The following is a 17,355-nucleotide window of genomic DNA, read 5'->3' on the forward strand; positions in this document are numbered from 1 at the left end:
ACTCCCGTTGTTAAAAAAAGACCGACAGGCCGGAACTGACCTCGGTGTTAATGGACGTTTTCTCGCTACCCAGGACATCTATCCGGTAAAAGTGCTGGCGAACACCAAGGTGCACGGCAACGCTGTCCGTCAGCAGCACCTGGTAGCCCGCACCGGCATTCACGGTGAAGCGCGTGTCACCCGCGAAATCCGTTGCGCCAGCCCCGGCAATCAAATAGAAGTTGGTGTTAAAGGCGTAATTCTCGGTCAGGAACGCTTCACCGGGCAGCACGTTGTAGCCCAGATTGATGTTGTAATAGGTGTAGTCCCGCTCATCTTCGGTCAGAACTTCCACATTACCGGCCAGTTTTTCGAAACTGGTTTCGCCGGCTTCGGCAAATCCGACTCCGGCCTCAAAAAAGAACGACTCGCTCAGGTGATAGGTAAGCTTTCCGCCATACACCAGCGAGCTTTCGAAATCTTCGATGGTGAGGAAACCCACAAAGGCACCCACCTCGAAATTCTCGGTATCGATCAGGGACTCATCCACCGGCACCGGTGTTACGTCCGGTTCAATCAATGGACGATCGTCCTCGGCTGCCATCGCGCCTACCGGCATCAGCAGGGCGGCGGACAGACACAGTCCGTTCAGAAAAAGATGCTTAGTCCGATTTTCCATTCTGTCGCTTCTTCGTTGGTCGAGCGTGTGGTGAAGATCTTGTAGTCCTTCACTTCCGCCCGAATAAAGTATCGATCGGTGATGTATGCCCGGACGCCGAGGCCTGCATGGCCAACCGTGTTGTCCCGTTCCTCCGGTTCGGCCAGGGTCACCTTCGGATCAACCCAGATATGGCCAATGCCCAGGGTAAAAAACGGCGATACCCGCCAATGCGGGAATGGCTGGTGTACCAGATTGGCGTTCACCAGACGCAGCTCCGAGGCGCTACCCAGCACCTGCGATGCCCAGAGTTCAGCCGACAGGTTCCGGGTCATCCCGTAACCGCCGTAGGCCGAGGTGACTGCGGCACCCTCGAACTCGCCCATCATCAGGCCCGCTTCCCAGCGACGATCCTGAAATTCCTCAAAGCTAGGCACCGAAAGCTGAACCAACGCGCCTGTGGCATCCCGGGTCTGGGCAATCGCAGCCACTGAAATCCAGCCTTCCCGGCCCTGTTCGTCCCGAACCTTGATCCAGCCGGTCTTACGTTGAAGCAGGTGCAACCATTCCCCTTGCTCACTGGTGTGGAACACCGGGTAGCCCACCGCCGGGCCACTGCGCCATTCAACAAACGGTTCGCTAACCTGAACCTGCGGCAACGCCTGCTCGCCAGAGTCCCACAGCCAGCCGGCCCAGCCAGTAACAGGCAATAAAAAACTCAGCAGCAGCAGGGCAAGGCGCATGATTCGGGGGTCGGTCCTATGTCAGTCTTCAGGGGCATCAAACGGGTTGTTGTAATACTGGGCACCTATATCCAGCCATTCCGCAATCAGGCGCAGTTCGGCGTCGGTCATACGGCCTTCATGACTACCACCAGCCTGGAACAGGGCCATGAAACGACTGACCCGGGCGCCGTTGACCGACATGCTGGCCTGCACTGGCACCGTGGCAAAGATGGGCTGTTGCATACCATTGGCGTCGAGAATGGGATTGCCTTCTTCGTCCCGCAGCACTTCGCCGGTGTCGACCAGGCGATCCACCAGGGCATCGTTGACCAGCTCCTGCTCGTTATCGGGAAACAGTAACTCCCGATAGGCATTGAAGTGCAACGGCTCAGCCGGCGAGGCTCCGTTGGTCAAATCAAGCTGGCCGGCTGGCACCTGGGCCATGCCACCGTCATCAGTGGGCGCGTGACAGCCGGTGCAGGTGTTGTCCTCCAGTACGGTGACACCATCGATGTCCAGAACCTCACGATTCAGATCCCACAGCGGGTGAACGTTCTGCTCGTAGTTAATCACAATCCGGCAATTGGGCGCCCACTCGGTGGCACAGACTCCGGAAATGGGTGGTGGGGTATCCAGATCGCCGTAGGCAAGCGTGAAACTTGCGGCTTTGGCCGTTGCCCCTGGATCGGTCCATTCGTCTTCGTAGATAAGGTCGGCCGTTGGTTTGCGGGTTTCATTTACCCGGGCATAGGTCTGCGCCATGGTTTCGCCCATGTCAGCGAACAGCGCGGATTCAGTATTTGGAAACGGCAGGCCGGTGGTGGGCGCCCCGGCCCAGACCGAATCCGGGCCGGCATCCGGACGACCGTGAGGAACGTCACTGTTGGGATCGTGACAGCCTTTGCAGGCCAACACCTCGCCCGGGCGCACCGACAGCCAGTTCTGGTGGCGCGGGCCAACCCGCTGGCCGTCTGCATCCAGGACACTGACCGCAAAGGCAACATTGGCAGGCACCGCCACCCTCACTGAACCATCAGGTTCCACCGGCACATAGCCGAGGATTTCCCGCATCAGCTGACCGCGACTGCGGCCGAACGCGCTGTTGTCGAAGTCGCGCACGTTGTCATCGGGCATGGCCACCGGTTTTTCCAACCGCAGGAAACGTGCGGGGCGGGCGTCGGCCGGGGTTTGCACCGGATCGGCCGTGGCTGAAATGCCACCCGGAGCAGTATCCACGCCGTCCAGATCGTAAACGCTGCGGATATCGAGTACGCCGTAGCCATCGTCCGCCAGCACGCCCTGATCTCCGGCAAACTGGCTCTCGGGCAGGAAGGTCTCCAGAGTGCGCTCTTTCAGCAAAACCGCCTCATCAAACTGTTCGCCTTCAATGGGCTGAACAACAGGACGCTGGGTGCCACTGGCAACGTCTAGCAGCCAGAGACCATAAACCGGGGCGGCCGGTTCGTAGGCTTCGGAATCCAGTCGTTCCTGGGTGCAATTCACAATCTGCTCGCGAGCGATATCCCGCAGCCGGCACGGCGTCCAGCTCACCAGATAGCGGCCGGTACCATCCAGCAGTGGCGACACTGAACCGTAACTGCCCTGCAACGACGGCTCACCGTCAAAACCAACGTCGGCCACCAACGTGCGCTGACCGGAACCGGCAGTGCCGTCCAGGCGCAAGTCGGCCTCGACGTATTCGTCCACCGATACTTCCGCCGGAACCGATGCGTAATCGCTGCTCTCAAAGGGTCTCAGCTGCACCTGCACAGCACCGGAGTCGGTTTTCTGCGGCTTCAGGTACTGGACGTCGCTGCTGTCGGATACTGAATCGTGGGAATGCCGGCCATACAGGTAGCTGAGGCCGGTGCCATCCGGATTGACCTGGTAAAGATTGACGCCGTTATTGCGGGTTTGCCCTGCGTTATCCCAGCGGCTGAATACAATCGTGCCGTTGTCGGTAATCAACGGGTCCAGATCGTGGCTCTGATTGAAGGTGATCTGTTCAATGTTTTCGCCGTCATCGTCCATCACATGCAGCACGAACGCGGGGGTGTCCCGGTCTTCATCAAGGCCCGGGAACTGGGGTTTGCCCTCATCGAGCAGAATGGCCTTGGAGGTGCGCTGGCGAGTGGATGAAAACACAATCCGGCCATCGGGCAGATAGGCTGGGGCTACGTCCTGCCCGGCCCGGGCAGTGACATCCGAACCAATAATCCGGCTGAGCGTGTCGGACGCTGAATCGTACTCCCAGATGTTCCAGGTCGGCTGATCCTCGTCGTCTGCGTCCTCGATTTCCGGCGCGCGCATGGCAAACAACAGCCGCGTGCCATCCTGGGATACGTGCAGGTCCTTGACGTCGTAGCGCAATTCGCCTTCATCATTCAGGAAACCGGCACCGGCGAAGGCCCGTGAAGTGATGTCCCGCGCGCTGGCGCCTGCCGCTGCGCTGGGCTTCAGATAGAGCCTTGCACCCGGTCTGAACGCCGCCGGGTCCGCCAGATTGTCTTCAACCAGCGTCCCCGAATTCTCTTCAACCTGCAGGGTGCGCTGGACATAGGCGACCGGATTCTCAACCACCACAGGGTCTGCGGTCTGGCTGTCGCTACTGGACAGACAGCCGGACAGCGAAACTGCACTGATCAGGCCAAAGGCTGGCATCAGTGATGGCAGAATCGCTCGCAATGAGAATTGTGTAGTCAAAATGGACAAACCCTGTGCTGGTCAACGGTTCACGCCATAAACTAAGTCGGTTTCCGTCCCCAGCTCCAAGGCTTTTGAGTAACGCAATGTAAATTCGTGGCCTACCCCTCACTTTGGCCTAGATTACCAAGATTAAACTGTTGACTGTGTTAACGCTGGTTTACATTTGCGCCGCGAATAACCCACCGAGGATCAGGACATGAGAGCCCGACACCGCACCAGAACGCTGGTAGCCAAGGCGAGTAGTACATTGCTCTTTCTCACCTTAGCGCTGTCTCATGCAAGCGTTGCCCAGGCCGGCCCCAGAGAACAGGCCAAGCGAATTCACGACCGGATTGCGGGTGTTCCACCCTCCGCCACGGTCCTCAATAACATGGCAGCCCAAATCACTGGCGGTGACGAACTGGCCGCTGCGGACATTGCCATGGAAAACAGCGCTTTCTATGACGTCACCCTGAAAAACCTGGCCGCGCCGTGGACCAACGAAGCCCAGTCCAAATTCGTGCCATTGAATGACTATATCGCCACGGTGATCGGACTTGTTAGAGACAATGCAGATTTTCGTACTGTGCTCTACGAGGACGTCCTGTACATCGGCAATTCTGGCCTCGGCTTGCCCGCTTATTCGCAAAGCAACAACAACCATTACGAAGCGCTGGAAGACGGCGGCTTCAGCCTCAAGGACAACCTGATCCGGGTGAACCAGTCGACCTACTCCGGCTTGCCAACATCCGCCACTGCCGGTGTGATGACCTCGCGCGCCGCAGCCCGGGCTTTTTTCAGTGCCGGCACCAATCGGGCCATGTTCCGGTTCACACTGATGAATCACATGTGCAACGATCTTGAGCAGGTTGCCGACGTGACCCGACCGCCCGATCGAATCCGCCAGGATGTGTCACGCAGCCCCGGTGGCGACAGCCGAGTATTCCTGAACAACTGCGTCGGCTGCCACAGCGGCATGGACCCAATGGCCCAGGCCTTCGCTTATTACGACTATGAGTATGACGCTACTGCCGATCCCGACGGTGAGCTGGGCCGGCTGGTGTACAACACCGCCAACGATCGCGATCCGGTGACCGGCACCAGGGTGAAGGCGAAATACCACATTAACTCGGCCACCTTTGAACAGGGCTACGTCACACCCGACGACAGCTGGGACAATTACTGGCGCTCCGGTGCCAACCGACGGCTGGGTTGGGATTCAGCCCTGAGCGGCAGTGGCCAAGGCGCCAAGAGTCTCGGGCGCGAATTCGCCCAATCCGACGCTTTCGCTGAGTGTCAGGTGAAGAAGGTGTTTGAAAACGTGTGCCTGCGACCACCCTCCAATGCCTCTGACCGCTCTCAGGTCACCAGCATGGTTAGCAGTTTCCGCGCTCAGGGCTTTGACCTGAAACAGGTCTTTGCTGAATCCGCTGTTTACTGCATGGGAGATTGAGGACGCCATGATGACTACACACCGCCCATCAATCATCCCGTTGCGCTCAATACTGGCGCTAATCGCCGCGGCCTTTTTGCTCAGCGCCTGCGGAGGCGAATCCACCGAATCCCTACCCAACACCTCGGCAAGTGCGTCCAGCGTGAATTACACCGGCCCGGCACCCGAGAACGACGACGTCCAGGCTTTCAAACTGGCAGTCTGGGACAACCTGGCAACCCAGGACAAGTGCGGGGCCTGCCACAACGCTGGTGGCCAATCACCCACCTTCGTGAACGAGCAGGACATCAACATTGCCTACGCCCAGGCGCGCACGGTGGTGAATCTGGATGCCCCGTCCCAATCCGAAATGGTCTCCAAGGTTGCCGGTGGGCATAACTGCTGGACATCAAGTACAGCAGCATGTGTAGACATTCTGACCACCTACCTTACCAACTGGGCCGGTGGTGCAGCCGGTTCGGTGAAAACAGTTGAGTTGCGGGCGCCGGCGGAGAAAGATCCCGGCGCTACCCTCACCTTCCCGGCCAGCAGCGGTGATTTCGAAAGCACGGTGTACCCGGTACTGAGAACCTACTGCATCGACTGTCACACTGAAAATGGCCAAACCCCCTACATTGCCAGCTCAAGTGGCGCGACTTCGTACGAGCAGGCTCAGAGCCGGATCAACCTGGAGACTCCATCGGCCTCGCGATTGGTCCAGCGCCTGCGAACCGACTTCCACAACTGTTGGGATAACGACTGCGACTTATCCGCTGACACTATGCAAATGGCGATTGAGGATTTTGCCAATCTTCAAAGCCCCCAGACGGTGGATGCCGATCTTGTGGTCAGCAAGGCCCTTAACCTGGCCGAAGACGGCCTGCTGGCAAATTCCGGCGGCCGCTATGAGAACAACATCATTGCCCTGTACGAGTTCAAGGCCGGTGAGGGCCAAACCGCGTTTGATACCAGCGGCGTATCACCGGCGCTGGATCTGACGTTGAGTGGCAACACCGAATGGGTCGGTGGGTGGGGCATTGCTTTGGGCGGCGCCTACCAAAACGAACAGAACTTCATGGTTCCTGCCGGCAAGGCCCAGGGCTCTACCGCCAGCAGCCAGAAACTGCACACCTTCCTGACCGCCTCTGGCGAGTACAGCCTTGAGGCCTGGGTGGCCCCGGGCAATATCACTCAGGAAGACGCCCGGATCGTCACTTACTCGGGCTCGGCCACGACCCGGAACGTGACCCTAAGCCAGAGCTTGCAGCGCTACGAAGTGCTACACCGCAGCACCAGCAGCGATGAGAACACACCGTTCGGTACCCAGGACGCCGACATGCTGTTGCAGGCTACCCTGCAGCACGTTGTGGTGAACTACTCACCCGGCACTGGTCGCCAGATCTTTATTAATGGCGAGCCTAGCGGCGACGTTGATCCGGATTCGGCCGGCCTGCTGTCTGAGTGGGACGACAGCTTTGCTCTGGTAATGGGCAATGAAACCGATGGAAATTCCCCCTGGGAAGGCACCATTCGCATGGTGGCGTTCCACAACCGGGCGCTGACACCGGAACAGATCCAGACCAACTTCGAGGTTGGCGTTGGGCAGAAGTTCTACATGCTATTTGGCGTATCCCACCTGATCAACGTGCCAGAGAGCTACATCGTATTCGAGGTGAGCCAATTCGACAGCTACAGCTATCGCTTCACCAGCCCGTTTTTCATCAGCCTGGATAACACCGTTGAGCCCTCCAACATCCGCTTGGCTGGCATGCGCCTGGGCGTGAATGGCAAGGAGCCAGCCGTGGGCCAGGCCTGGGCGAACCTGGATGTGACTCTGAATGCCGACGATTACGAGCCCGGCACAGGCCAGCCATTGTCACCCCTGGGCACCATCATTGCGCTGGAGGAGGGTCCGGAAACCGACGAGTTCTTCCTGACCTTCGATCAACTCGGCAGCGAAACCTACGCCAGATCCGAGCCTGCCCTGCCCCCGGCAGCAACGCCGGTGGATTTACCCGCGTCTTCAGACATCGGCCTGAAAACCTTTGATGAAATCAACGACACCATGGCCAGCCTGACAGGCGTCGACAAGACTCAAACCGATGTCTACAACACCTACGTAACGGTGAAGCAGCAGTTACCGACGGTAGAAACGATCGAAGGCTTCCTGTCGTCCCACCAGATGGCGATCACTCAAATGGCGATTCAGTACTGTGATGTGCTTGCCTCCAACGTCGCACTACGGACCGCATTTTTCCCAGGCTTCAACTTCAGCAAGTCGGCGGACACCGCCTTCGACGCCACCGGCCGCAGCCAGGTCATCGACCCACTGCTGGACCGGTTCGTGGGTGAAAACCTGGCTACCCAGCCTGCGGATGCGGATATCGAAACCGAACTGAACAGCCTGATTGATAACCTGACCAGCTGTGGCGGCTCCTGCGATGCAGGGCGCACCGAAACCATTGTCAAAGCCAGCTGCGCCGCCGTTCTGGGCAGCGCCACCACTCTGGTTCAGTAAAGGACGTTGACCATGTTTATACGCAGATCACGCAACAAGACCCTGGCCAACGGTGAACCGCTGCGCCACTCAGACCATGGCCGGCCACGCACTCGCCGGGAATTCATTGCCCAGGGCTTTATGGCCGGCAGCGCCACCGTATTCGGTGCTTCCATTTTCAGCCTGTTCGGCAACCCGCGTAGTGCGTCGGCAGCATTGTCATCGGACCTGGAAACGCTGAAACAAAGCTGTGGCATTGCGGTCAATGGTGCCGGCAAGATCCCCTTCATCTGCTTTGATCTGGCCGGTGGCGCCAACATCGCCGGCTCCAACGTGCTGATGGGCAAATCCGGCGGCCAGATGGATTTTCTCAGCACCGCTGGTTACAACCGCCTCGGCCTGCCCGGGGATATGCTGCCCAACAACCCCTCGTTCGTTAACAACGAAATGGGGTTGGCGTTTCATAGCGACAGCGGCTTTCTGAGGGGTATTCAGCAAAGCACCAGCGCTGGCACCCGGGCCGCCACCAACGGTGCCATCATTGCCGCCCGTTCCGAGAATGACACCGGCAACAATCCACACAACCCCATGTACGGCATTCACCAGGCTGGGGCTGACGGTTCACTACTGTCACTGGTGGGCTCCCAGAGTTCCGAGTCTGGCGGTAATTCCATGGCACCCATGAACCTGATCAATCCACAGATTCGTCCTACCAAAATTGATCGACCTTCCGACGTAACGGGCCTGGTGGATGTCGGCGATCTGATTGGCATCCTAGATCAGGGCGATGCCGTTGCCGTTATGGAATCCATCCAACGGATCAGCGATGCCAAGATGAACCGGATGGACACCAAGCTGGACGTGTCCAGCGAGGACGTGGTGAAGGATCTGGTGCGGTGTGGCTATGTGAAGAGTGCGGATCTGGCGGATCGCTTCGGTGATCCCAGCGCGCTCAATCCTGATCTCGATTTGGAGATTGTCGGACCGACGGGAATCTTTACCCGCGATGAGTTCGACAACAACCGCGAGTTCCGCAAAACCGCCTCGGTGATGAAACTGGTAATGAACGGCTATGCCGGAGCTGGCACCGTTACCTTGGGTGGCTACGATTACCACACTGGCGAGCGTGGTACTGGTGAACGCCGGGATGAACTGGCCGGTCGCTGCATGGGTGCATGCCTGGAATACGCAGCCCGTGTTGGCATGCCACTGATGCTCTACGTCTTCAGCGACGGTTCAGTCTCGAGCAATGGCCGTATCGACGATTCCATGGACGGGCGCGGCAAAGGTGAATGGACTGGAGATAACCAGCAAACCGCAGCGTCGTTCTTCCTGGTGTACAACCCCAATGGCCGGCCAACGGCCATCCGCAACCAGGTCGGTTTCATGCGCTCGGATGCGTCAGTGGAAACAGCCTCCAGTCCTGCCGCCAATAACGTTAACCAGCTGGTTCAAACCGTACTCCTGAACTACATGGCACTGCACGGCGAGGAGGCCGATTTTGGCACCCGCTTCACCGGCCATGGGCTGGGCAACAGCACCATGCAGGACAGCTTGATAGCCATGCCCAGCATTGTGAACGGCACTATCTCATAGCAAGTCAAACTCTTAGCAAATCAAAGGCAATCCCTGGGCCTGGTCACTGATCAGGCTCAGGTGCCTGCAAACCCTCGGAGTAATGCATCCGGCGCCGTTCATCAATGATAATGGCGTCGATACCCGGCAACCGGTTCACCATGGCCAGCCCCTGCTCGGGTCCCAGCACAAACACCGCGGTGGACAAGCCATCGGTTGTCAGGGCATCGGTGCCGAGAATGGTGACACTCTGCACTCCCCGCACTGGCTTACCGGTGGATGGCACCAGAATGTGGTGAACTCTCTCGCCCGCGTCGTTAACAAAATATCGCTCGTAATCCCCTGAGGTAGAAATGGCCGTATCCGTCAGCGGCAACACCACCGCATTACGATCCTCCGAGCGCGGGTCACGCACCCCTACCAACCAGGGGCGCCCGCGCCGGTCCCCAAGCAGACGCATATCGCCACCGGCACTGAGCTGGGCATGGCGAACACCGGCTCGCTTCAGCTCTGAAATCCCAAGGTCTACCGCATAACCCTTGGCGATACCGCCCAAATCCAACTTCAGGCCGTTCTGGCGAAACTGCACCGTGCGCTGTTTCTCATCGAGGATGATGTCCCGGTAGTTGATGTGCCCCAGTTCCGAGGCAATATCGTCGGCCGACGGTTGCTGTCCGGCGCGATAATCGTAGAGAAATCCCACCGACCCGAAACTGATGTCAAAGGCACCACCGCTGAGTTCCGACACCTGTTTGGCTTTTTGCAGCACATTAAACAGGTCCGATGAGACCGACACTGGCCCGTTCGCCGCTTCCCGATTTACCTTCGACAGCTCGGAATCGGCGCGGTAGCGGCTCATGGTTCGATCAACGTGGTGGAACACCGCCAACACCGACTCGGCAGTACGGTCGGCCTTGGCCTGATCGTCCGCCCAGAACTCCAGGTGGATGGGCGTGGTCATGGCGGTGTCGGAGTAGCGGTACCACTCTGCTTGGGCGAAGCCGCTGGCCGTCAGAATCATCAACCCGGTTACCGCTCTGGCCCACAGAAGGAGCGATTTGACCTGCCTGAAATAACAACGCTGCACACGAGCCTCCGGAACGGTGGATCGGCGGGCTGGCCCGCCGGAATTCACGGAAGTTTAGCCAGCTCAGGCGCCGAAGCCAATGCCGCCGATTTGGTCAGGCCACCTCCGCCGACACCTGGAACTGCCCGGTCAGTCTTTGCAGCTTGCTGGCTGAGGCCTGCGTGCGTTCGGCACTCAATGTCAGTTGCTCAATCACCCCGTTCATCACGGACGCGCTTTCGGACACGCCCGCTGTCTGGGCACTTTGTTGGTGATTGGTGGTCTCGATGCCGGCAATCGCCCGGAACAGTTGATCGACCATCACATGCAGTGTCGAGTTATCGTCGGCGGCAGCCTCGGCCTTGCGCAGGCGCTCCTCCATTTCCGACATGCCCTCTTCCATGGTGATGACCGCACGGCGGGTTTCCTCCTGAACCCCCTGAAGCCGTTCGCCGATGTCCTTGGTAGCCTGGGTAGTGCGAGACGCCAACTGCCGGACCTCATCGGCCACCACCGCAAAACCACGCCCTGAGTCTCCGGCCCGTGCCGCTTCAATAGCGGCGTTGAGTGCCAGTAGGTTGGTCTGGGCGGCGATATCGTTAATCACCAGTGCGGTTTTGCTAATTTCCTCAGTGCGGTCGTTGGCAGCCCGAATGCCATCCGCCGACCGGGTAATGACATTGCGAATACTCTGAGTTTCCTGACTGACCCTGGCGAACTGCGCCCTGGCCCGCTCCACCACATCCTCCATGCTGGAGCGCATCTCCTGGGCAGTCGTCGACGCATTCCGGATCTCATTCTCCTGAGAGGTTGCGCCCCGAACCATATCTTCGATGTGGGTGAGCACCTGACGAATTCGTTCATCTGCCAGCCGGTTTTGGGTCATCAACTGATCGCTGGCCTGGCGCGAATCTGCAGCTAGTGAGATGACCTGGCCGACCATGCCATCAAGACTGTCGATAAAGCTGTTGATCCAGCGTGCCAGGTCACCTGTCTCATCACGTGGCATGGACGATGGGTCCATGCGCTGACGAAGGTTTCCACCACCCTCAGCAATGTTTCGGATTATGTCCGCCATGGCTCCGAGGTTTTCAGACAACGGTTTTACCGACGTACTCCGAAACAGAAGCACACCCGCCAATGCAGAGCCCGCCGTCACCGCAGCTTCCAGCCACAGCGATACATCGCTCCAGGCCATGGCCAGATTAATGACCCACAAAAGACCAATCAGCACCGTCATCCGCGCAGTCAGGCGCCAGGACACCGAGCGGCGACGGTATACTTCCTCCAGGTCGCCTTCGCACATCATGCCCCATCGATCTGGCGAACCGGGCATTTGGAAGGTCACACCCTTGCCGATCACCGGAATGTGCCGGTAATCCGAATAGCCGGGGTAAGTGACAAACAGGTTTTCACCGTTAGCAATGGTTTCCCGCACACCCGGGTGCAAGCGGCCTGTCGCCGGATCGGTAAAGCGGACTTCAAATTCTGTGTGTTCACGAACGCCGACGGTGCCGAATCCCGTGCGGATGCCGTCCTTCAAATTGTCGCCATGACTGAAGGTGGCATCCTCGAACCGGGAACGGGACAGCGCGGTACCGGTCTGGATGGTTCGGTCGAACTGGCTGTCGATCATGAACAGATAATTGTCCCCGGATTCCTCGAAGACATGCCCTGCCTCGCGCTGGATCAGGTCGCTCATGACATCGTTGGGAATACGGGCACAGATCGCTGCCGCACCGCCGGACCTGAGAGTAACCGGATGGTAGAACATCAGAGTCACTGCATCATGAAAGCGAGAGGTGGTGGCGCCCAGGCTCTGCGTAACCGGATCCCGATAAGGCCCGTGCAGAAAACGCTCGTGAGTGCCACGCCGAACCGCCTCCTGGGGCAAGTCTCGCCTGCCCTTTCGTTCGGATGCTGACGATGCCAGCACCAGGCCTTCCTCGTTCACCACAAACAGCTCGGAGATTTCCCGAAGCCGGCCAGAGGACGTCTCAACCAGTTCCCGCATGCCCTCGTCATCCTGCCCCTCAAGCCGGACAGCCAGCGTATTCAGGAACGCCCATTTGTGGTCCGCCCAGGTAATCAGGGCGTCCCGGCGGGTTCGGGCAATACTTTCGAAAATCTGCTCGTTGGTGCCATAAAGGCCCCGATTGAGAAAACAGGACCAGCCCATGGCCAGTTTTCCTGTCGTTCCCCAGAATGGTAACCAGCTGCGCTCGGCACTGGTCAGTTTCATGAATTCACTCTTCAGGGTCATGCTCTTGGCCTCCAAACCGTACAACAGGACTGCGTGGCCCTTGGCGGCCGCAGTCAAACCGGAATGAAGGAGTCGTTTGCAAGGTTCGGGCCTAGAATAAAACCTAGGAAAGTGCGGTTTTGCATTGAAAGGCGCACCAATTTTAAGCCCATTGGTTATCGGGCAATCAGAGCGCGCACCAAATAAGGGCAATGCCAGGCCGTCTCCGCCCTCCTACGCCCCCCTCCTCCCCCGGACTACGCCAACAAAAAGTCAGCCAGGAGGATGAACAGGGTTAACAATCGACTCAGTATGACTTGCTTCTAACTGGGTTAGAGACCTTTATCCGTGCTCTACCCTGACAACCTTTCACCACCGGAGTATAAGAGAGGCACAATGAACAAGAATCCGGACTGGTGGCGTGGCGCCGTCATCTACCAAGTTTATCCACGCAGTTTCTTCGATTCCAACGGCGACGGAATTGGCGACCTGCCTGGGATCACCGAAAAGCTGGACTACATTGCCGGCCTGAATGTAGATGCGATCTGGCTGTCACCGTTTTTTACCTCGCCCATGAAGGATTTCGGGTACGACGTTGCCGACTACCGGGACGTTGACCCTATCTTTGGCACCCTGACGGACTTCGATGAGCTGGTATCAAAGGCCCACGAACGCGGCCTGAAGATCATGATTGACCAGGTGCTCAGCCACTCCTCCGACCAGCATGCCTGGTTCAAGGAAAGCCGCGCCGACTGTACCAACGACAAAGCGGATTGGTACGTGTGGGCAGACCCCAGGCCCGATGGAACACCTCCCAACAACTGGCTATCGGTATTCGGTGGCTCGGCGTGGGCCTGGGACAGCCGGCGCAAGCAGTACTACCTGCACAACTTCCTCACCAGCCAGCCGGATCTGAACTTCCACAATGAGGAAGTCCAGAACCAGGCGCTGTCTGACGTCAAATTCTGGCTGGACCGGGGCGTTGACGGTTTCCGTCTGGACGCTGTCAATTTCTGTTTCCACGATCTCAAACTCCGGGAAAACCCGGCCAGCAATGCCATCGCCGAGGGCTCGATTGGTGTGCGCAAGGAAAACCCTTACGCGTACCAGTTCCACAAGTACGACAAGACCCAGCCCGAGAACCTGGCCTTCCTGCAGCGCCTTCGCGCCCTGCTTGATGAATACCCGGGAACCACAACGGTTGGTGAGATTGGCGATGACAATTCGCTGCAGACCATGGCCGACTACACCCGTGACGGCAACAAGCTGCACATGGCCTACTCATTTGATCTGCTGACCGAAGAGCACGGTTCCGAGTTCTTCCACAGAACCGTCAGCACCATCGAAGACAAGCTCACCGATGGCTGGCCCTGCTGGGCTATTGGCAACCACGACGTCACCCGGGTAGCCACCCGCTGGCAGGCCAAATCCGATCAACAGCTAAAAGCCTACATGGCCATGCTGCTGACCCTGCGCGGCAGCGTCTGCCTATACCAGGGCGAGGAATTGGGGCTGACCGAGGCGGAACTGAAATATGAGGATCTGGTAGATCCCTACGGCATCAACTTCTGGCCGGAGTACAAAGGCCGGGACGGATGTCGCACACCGATGGTCTGGGATCATCAGAAGACGAACGGTGGCTTCTCAGATGCACAGCCCTGGCTGCCTGTTTATGATGAGCACTACAGCGCCGCGGTGGATGTGCAGGACGGACAGGACAACTCGATGCTGGCCGCGTACCGGGCATTCCTCGGATGGCGGAAAGACCAGAACGTGCTGTTAAAGGGCGATATTGAGTTCCTCGATAGCCCCAAGGACACCCTTGTCTACACTCGCAGCCTGGATGGTGAGCGACTGCTGATCGCGTTGAACCTGAGCGACAACGCCAGCGACATCGCCCTGCCGACGGAAGGTACGTCTGTGTCAGGAACGCCAGACTTTGTCGGCGGTCAGTGGCAAGGATCCAACCTGAACCTGGAGCCCTGGGGCGTTGAAATCGCCAGGCTCTGAGACACATAAGACCAAACAAGAAGATTCCAGTTATGGCCAGCGTCACTTTACGTAATATCTGCAAAAGCTATGACGAAGCCCAGGTCACCCGAGACGTGAACCTGGACATTCAGGACGGTGAATTCGTGGTATTTGTCGGTCCTTCGGGCTGCGGCAAATCCACGCTGCTGCGCATGATTGCCGGACTTGAAGACATCACCTCCGGCGACATGTACATCGGCAATGATCGGGTCAACGACCTGCCGCCCAAGGCCCGAGAAGTGGGCATGGTGTTTCAGTCCTATGCGCTCTACCCGCACATGGACGTGGCCGAGAACATGGCCTTTGGCCTGAAGCTTGCCAAAACCCAGAAACCCGAGATTGAGCGCCGCGTTCAGGATGCAGCAACACTCCTGCAGCTGGACGAGCTGCTGGCGCGCAGGCCCAAGGACCTGTCCGGCGGCCAGCGCCAGCGTGTGGCCATTGGCCGCACCATCGTCCGAGAGCCAGAAGTGTTCCTGTTCGATGAACCCCTGTCCAACCTGGATGCCTCACTTCGGGTTCAGATGCGCATCGAGATCTCCAAGCTGCACAAGCGCCTGGGCGCCACCATGGTTTACGTGACCCACGATCAGGTCGAAGCCATGACCATGGCCGACAAGATCGTTGCACTGGACAACGGTGCCATTGCCCAGGTCGGCAAGCCGATGGAGCTCTACCATTACCCAGCCACCCGCTTTGTCGCCGGGTTTATCGGCTCACCAAAGATGAACTTCATCGACTGTGTAGTTGAGGCCGCCAGCAGCCAGAGCGTGACCGTTGTGCTGGCCGGTGACCACCGCCTGGAGCTGCCGGTAAACGGCGGCAATCTGTCGGTTGGCGAGCAGGTTACCCTTGGCATACGCCCGGAGCACCTGCAGGAAAATCAGGAAGCCGACATGTACGTCCAAGGCGAAGTACACGTGGTCGAGCGCCTGGGTTACCAGACGCTGGTGCACCTGGAACTGGACAACATTGAGGGTGTGCAGACCATGCGTACCGACGGCAGCAACCCGATTCAAGAAGGCGCCGCCATGACCCTGGGGCTCAATGGCAACAAGTGTCACCTGTTCCGGGCCGATGGTGCTGCCTGCCCTCGCTTGTACCAGGAACCTTGCATCGACTTCTGAGTCGGTAACAAGCTGTGATCAAGGGGGGCCAAGGCTCCCTTTTTTTGTGCCTGATAAAAGTAAAAAGAAAGGAAAAGAATTCGCTACTTCAATAGTGATTAAAGCACAACACGGCCGAAGATTGACGCCATCAATCGACCGCCTTGGTCGCAAAGCGGACATTCAGATTTGGTGATAACGCTTTATTTACAAAGCACGCTGACGTTAATCAGCGGTAAAGTCGCGCCCGAAGTCGAACAGACCAGCCCCGAATGTGATGAAGAGAACTGGAACTTAGGCCGTCCGTAAGCCAAGAGCCAGATCCATGGGCCTTCGAGTCAGATCTAAGCTGACCATCCAGCCTATTTTTTACAGATAACCATTGGACTATCTGTATTGATTTTGAGATTTACGGGAAGGTCGACAATGATGGGCACTTGATATTGGTCGGTGCTCTGGGTAAACCACAGCATTGACGTATTAAAAAATTGGCTTACGTCATTTGTTGTCACTGGGTTGTTATTTATCATTTTATCGCAAGTATTCAAAAAATCGTTCTCGGACTGCCGGATAAGTCCGCATAGAATTACCCGCTTGCCGCTTTTACAATTCGACTCAGCTAAGATAGATTCATCTCGTCTTGGATTAAACTGCACTCCTTGTTTTACAAAATAAATACTAAATTCCAAAACCTCACCCGGATTAGGAGCCTCGTACCAAATAGCCTTTTTTTTCCTTTCTTTATCAGAAATCCTCCTTTCGCCTATAAAGTTATATGGAACTAATATCACCGGCCCTCGACCCACACCGTCCGGCTCTTCTATCGGTCTGGTCCATCTTTTTGCCCGGCGATTGCCATCAGGAAAAGTCCAACCTGACTGCTGTGTCGCAGACAAAGTCCAAACTCCACTCTGATGTAAGCTTACCTTGATGTTACCCATAGTTTCCCTAGAGAAGCCAAGATAAACATCGTCACCCTTTATAACCATTCTCCACATTCCCGAATAGGGGCTGCCGGGAGTTCCAGCCGAGAACCTTATTGTTTTTCGCTTAGCCAAAGATATCTCCTTAGGCAAACATTGCTCACACACAAGCCTAAAATAATAGCTGCGTTCTAAACTGAGCGATCAAGACTTGAACAGCCCGCAAAATCTCGAAAACTCAATTTTCTCCAATAGTTTGAGTGCTATTCATTGCTGATAATACTAATACATTATATTTCAAGCTAAAATTTACGGAAAGGCAGTCCGGTAGAAGTCCAGAGCAATAAGAATCTGTCTAGAAGACCAATGAGATAAGTGGAGCTGAGGCTAGGTCAATCTCGCGAAAAAAGTCCGAAATAACGACGGTTCTACAGTT

General features: G+C 57.5%; 11 protein-coding genes. 5 read left to right on the forward strand and 6 right to left on the reverse strand.

The genetic code is table 11. The features are described from left to right. Positions 1 to 10: 10 nt before the first annotated feature. From QUE89_RS10380 to QUE89_RS10390, 3 genes are read right to left on the reverse strand one after another with little or no spacing between them, the layout of a single operon-like run. Positions 11 to 658, reverse strand: coding sequence for an outer membrane beta-barrel domain-containing protein (locus tag QUE89_RS10380; protein ID WP_286220023.1), 648 nt, complete (start codon positions 656 to 658; stop codon positions 11 to 13). Beyond that, positions 628 to 1,380 (reverse strand): SH3 domain-containing protein, encoded by a 753-nt coding sequence (locus QUE89_RS10385; protein WP_286220024.1) that lies wholly within the window; start codon positions 1,378 to 1,380, stop codon positions 628 to 630. The genes QUE89_RS10380 and QUE89_RS10385 overlap by 31 nt, the downstream gene beginning before the upstream one ends. A gap of 21 nt (positions 1,381 to 1,401) precedes the next feature. Beyond that, positions 1,402 to 4,065: an HzsA-related protein gene (locus tag QUE89_RS10390; protein ID WP_353506784.1), complete on the reverse strand. Its 2,664-nt coding sequence runs from the start codon at positions 4,063 to 4,065 to the stop codon at positions 1,402 to 1,404. A gap of 199 nt (positions 4,066 to 4,264) precedes the next feature. Here QUE89_RS10390 and QUE89_RS10395 point away from each other — a divergent pair, with 199 nt between their 5' ends. The 3 genes from QUE89_RS10395 to QUE89_RS10405 are packed head-to-tail and all read left to right on the forward strand — an operon-like array spanning position 4,265 to position 9,572. After that, a complete protein-coding gene (locus QUE89_RS10395) occupies positions 4,265 to 5,500 on the forward strand; it encodes a hypothetical protein (RefSeq protein WP_286220025.1) in 1,236 nt (411 codons plus the stop codon). 7 nt (positions 5,501 to 5,507) lie between these two features. Continuing rightward, entirely contained in the window at positions 5,508 to 7,997 is a 2,490-nt protein-coding gene (locus QUE89_RS10400) for a LamG domain-containing protein (RefSeq protein WP_286220026.1), read from the forward strand. Positions 7,998 to 8,009: 12 nt separating this feature from the next. Further along, positions 8,010 to 9,572, forward strand: a complete 1,563-nt coding sequence (locus tag QUE89_RS10405) for a general secretion pathway protein GspF (protein ID WP_286220027.1) — start codon at positions 8,010 to 8,012, stop codon at positions 9,570 to 9,572. A gap of 43 nt (positions 9,573 to 9,615) precedes the next feature. Here the strand turns inward: QUE89_RS10405 and QUE89_RS10410 are convergent, their stop codons facing one another. Together QUE89_RS10410 and QUE89_RS10415 are read right to left on the reverse strand one after the other, a co-directional pair. Further along, positions 9,616 to 10,638 carry an FAD:protein FMN transferase gene (locus QUE89_RS10410; RefSeq protein WP_286220028.1) on the reverse strand — a complete coding sequence of 341 codons (1,023 nt, stop codon included), beginning with the start codon at positions 10,636 to 10,638 and terminating at the stop codon, positions 9,616 to 9,618. A 94-nt stretch (positions 10,639 to 10,732) separates the two neighbouring features. Then, entirely contained in the window at positions 10,733 to 12,880 is a 2,148-nt protein-coding gene (locus tag QUE89_RS10415) for a methyl-accepting chemotaxis protein (protein WP_286220029.1), read from the reverse strand. Positions 12,881 to 13,255: 375 nt separating this feature from the next. Here QUE89_RS10415 and QUE89_RS10420 point away from each other — a divergent pair, with 375 nt between their 5' ends. Next, positions 13,256 to 14,869 (forward strand): alpha-glucosidase family protein, encoded by a 1,614-nt coding sequence (locus QUE89_RS10420; protein WP_286220030.1) that lies wholly within the window; start codon positions 13,256 to 13,258, stop codon positions 14,867 to 14,869. A gap of 32 nt (positions 14,870 to 14,901) precedes the next feature. After that, complete coding sequence (gene malK, locus QUE89_RS10425; protein WP_286220031.1) at positions 14,902 to 16,017, forward strand: maltose/maltodextrin ABC transporter ATP-binding protein MalK; 1,116 nt, start codon at positions 14,902 to 14,904, stop codon at positions 16,015 to 16,017. Positions 16,018 to 16,358: 341 nt separating this feature from the next. Here malK and QUE89_RS10430 read toward each other — a convergent pair whose 3' ends face one another. After that, positions 16,359 to 17,054 carry a hypothetical protein gene (locus QUE89_RS10430; protein ID WP_286220032.1) on the reverse strand — a complete coding sequence of 232 codons (696 nt, stop codon included), beginning with the start codon at positions 17,052 to 17,054 and terminating at the stop codon, positions 16,359 to 16,361. Between the last annotated feature and the right edge of the window lie 301 nt (positions 17,055 to 17,355).

The organism is Marinobacter sp. LA51, assembly GCF_030297175.1.
GTDB lineage: Bacteria > Pseudomonadota > Gammaproteobacteria > Pseudomonadales > Oleiphilaceae > Marinobacter > Marinobacter apostichopi.

What these genes read in the sequence shown, in the direction of transcription:
- QUE89_RS10380 (WP_286220023.1), bottom strand. Translation starts at nt 658, where the DNA reads ATGGAAAATCGGACTAAGCATCTTTTTCTGAACGGACTGTGTCTGTCC.
- QUE89_RS10385 (WP_286220024.1), bottom strand. Translation starts at nt 1,380, where the DNA reads ATGCGCCTTGCCCTGCTGCTGCTGAGTTTTTTATTGCCTGTTACTGGC.
- QUE89_RS10395 (WP_286220025.1), top strand. Translation starts at nt 4,265, where the DNA reads ATGAGAGCCCGACACCGCACCAGAACGCTGGTAGCCAAGGCGAGTAGT.
- QUE89_RS10400 (WP_286220026.1), top strand. Translation starts at nt 5,508, where the DNA reads ATGATGACTACACACCGCCCATCAATCATCCCGTTGCGCTCAATACTG.
- QUE89_RS10405 (WP_286220027.1), top strand. Translation starts at nt 8,010, where the DNA reads ATGTTTATACGCAGATCACGCAACAAGACCCTGGCCAACGGTGAACCG.
- QUE89_RS10415 (WP_286220029.1), bottom strand. Translation starts at nt 12,880, where the DNA reads ATGACCCTGAAGAGTGAATTCATGAAACTGACCAGTGCCGAGCGCAGC.
- QUE89_RS10420 (WP_286220030.1), top strand. Translation starts at nt 13,256, where the DNA reads ATGAACAAGAATCCGGACTGGTGGCGTGGCGCCGTCATCTACCAAGTT.
- malK (WP_286220031.1), top strand. Translation starts at nt 14,902, where the DNA reads ATGGCCAGCGTCACTTTACGTAATATCTGCAAAAGCTATGACGAAGCC.